The organism is Ralstonia pickettii, from assembly GCF_001699815.1.
Lineage (GTDB): Bacteria > Pseudomonadota > Gammaproteobacteria > Burkholderiales > Burkholderiaceae > Ralstonia > Ralstonia thomasii.
On the sequence record NZ_MCGB01000044.1, the window covers coordinates 1 to 2,155 of the forward strand.

Genomic DNA, 2,155 nt, shown 5'->3' on the forward strand with positions numbered 1-2,155 from the left:
CCCGAGGCTCCAAGGTAGCTTGCCTGAACCCCGAAGAAACACAAGCCGGGAACCCGCGAAAAATCAGGCTTTTCTCTCTCACAAACTATTGACGGTCAATAGTTTTATGGTACAATATGACTCATGGTGTAGGAACAAAGAACGGTTCTGCACCAGGCAGCAAAGACCACCATCAACCGAGCAAAAAAGGAGCTTCGATCATGGCCAGCATCAACACTTTCACCATCGTGGGCAACGTGACCAAGGACGTGGAATTGCGCTACACGCCCAGCGGCACGCCTTCCGTGACCTTCACTGTCGCCGTGGATAACGTCTATTTCGACCGCGACGGCAAGAAGCACGAAGAAACCGACTTCATCCCGGTGACGACCTACGGCAAGCAAGCCGAGAACGACGCCAAGTTTCTGAAGAAGGGTTCCACCGTGGCGGTGATGGGCCGGATTCGTAGCTGGTACAAGCAGGCCGAACGCAAGGGCGGTTTCAACTTCGAGGCCGAGCGCGTGCAGTACCTGGGCCGTCCCAGCGGCAACCGTGCAGGCGGTGACGCTGGCCAGCAGCAGCAAGGCCCCGGCAACGCCGAGCACGACGACTGGATGCGCGACTACGACAGCACCGAGCAAGCCGGTCAAGGCCGCCGCTAATCATGGCCAGCAGCTTTACCCGTGATGAGCTTTTCGATCTGGAATATGCAGTGAAAAACCTCATCGACGACAAAAAAGACTACTGCCCGAACGAAGAAGGCACCGCCGAGGCGGTGGCCCGCTTGGAAGACCTCCAAGCCAAGATTCAAGGGATGTTGCGCGAATCCGCGCCGCAGACCTGAACAACCGACAGGCCCGGCGAGCAGGCCGGGCTTATCGGCCCTTTGATCCCTAGACCATCATCAACTCACTGGAGAAATGACCATGCAACTCGCAAGCCGCTTCCGCAATGCTTCCGGTATCCGCGCCGACATGCCCCTGTCGGATGACCAAATCCGCGCCGTGGCCCCCTCGATTTTTGCCGAGGCCGCCCACGAAAGCCGCTCCGCGCGTTACACCTATATCCCGACCATTGACGTTCTGAACGGCCTGCGCAAAGAGGGTTTCCAGCCCTTCATGGTTTGCCAGACCCGCGTGCGCAACGAGGAAAAGCGCGAGCACACCAAGCACATGATCCGCCTGCGCCACGCCGACCAGATCGCCGGCCGCGAGGCGAATGAAATCATCCTGCTGAACAGCCACGACGGCACCAGCAGCTACCAGATGCTGGCCGGCATGTTCCGCTTTGTGTGCTCTAACGGCATGGTATGCGGCGAGACAACCAGCGACATCCGCGTGCGCCATAACGGCGACGTGGTGGGCGATGTGATCGAAGGCGCTTTCAAGGTGCTGGACAGCTTCGAGGAAGCCACCACCCAGCGCGAGGCCATGCAGGTGCTCACGCTCAACCAGGGCGAGCAGGCCGCCTTTGCCCGCGCTGCACTGGCCCTGAAGTACGACGACCAGGACAGCGGGGCTGTGCCCGTGACTGAATCCCAAATCCTGGCCCCGCGCCGCTTCGAGGATCGCCGCGACGATATGTGGACGACCTTCAACCGCGTGCAGGAAAACATGATGAAGGGCGGACTGCGCGGCCGCAACCGCAGCGGCCGCACCACCACGACGCGCCCGGTCAACGGCATCGACCAGAGCGTTAAGCTGAACCGCGCCTTGTGGGTGCTGGCCGAGGAAATGCGCCGCCTGAAGGGCTAACCCGAGCCGCCCGGCCACGCTGGACGCGCGGCCGGGCCTCCCTCCCACCACTACACGAAGGACGACACCATGAGCAGCCACCACGAATGGGCCGAGGAAGTCACCGCCCAGCACGACGCGCAAAAGCCCTATGCACCCGAGAACGGCCAGCCCTTGCGGTTCAAAGCCGGCGATCCAGTGATTTACACGAACCCGGCAGGCATTGAGTTTCCCTTGCGTGTCACCGGCTTCTATCAGCGCCCGGCTTCGCCGTGCGGCCAGTACGCGAACGGCGCGCGCTATCTGCTGGACTGGGATTGCCCGTGGTTCCCGGTTCCCGAATCCCGCTTGCGCCTGGATGAATCCCGCGCCGTGCCCGAGCTGGAGGCCGCCGCCTAAATCGGAGCGCCGGCCGCTGGCCGGCGCTGCACCCGGCTGACGCG

The 2,155-nt window shown here is 62.1% G+C and carries 4 protein-coding genes; all 4 read left to right on the top strand.

The window, feature by feature from the left end; translation table 11 throughout:
• The first annotated feature begins 200 nt into the window (after nt 1-200).
• The 4 genes from BEK68_RS07120 to BEK68_RS07135 all read left to right on the top strand — a co-directional run bounded on the left by BEK68_RS07120 (nt 201) and on the right by BEK68_RS07135 (nt 2,111).
• Nucleotides 201-641 (top strand): single-stranded DNA-binding protein, encoded by a 441-nt coding sequence (locus tag BEK68_RS07120; RefSeq protein ID WP_009242153.1) that lies wholly within the window; start codon nt 201-203, stop codon nt 639-641.
• A 2-nt stretch (nt 642-643) separates the two neighbouring features.
• Nucleotides 644-823: a hypothetical protein gene (locus BEK68_RS07125; protein ID WP_009242152.1), complete on the top strand. Its 180-nt coding sequence runs from the start codon at nt 644-646 to the stop codon at nt 821-823.
• A gap of 82 nt (nt 824-905) precedes the next feature.
• A complete protein-coding gene (locus BEK68_RS07130; protein WP_009242151.1) occupies nt 906-1,733 on the top strand; it encodes a DUF932 domain-containing protein in 828 nt (275 codons plus the stop codon).
• Between the two features lie 69 nt (nt 1,734-1,802).
• Nucleotides 1,803-2,111 carry a hypothetical protein gene (locus BEK68_RS07135; protein WP_009242150.1) on the top strand — a complete coding sequence of 103 codons (309 nt, stop codon included), beginning with the start codon at nt 1,803-1,805 and terminating at the stop codon, nt 2,109-2,111.
• Nucleotides 2,112-2,155 lie beyond the last annotated feature (44 nt).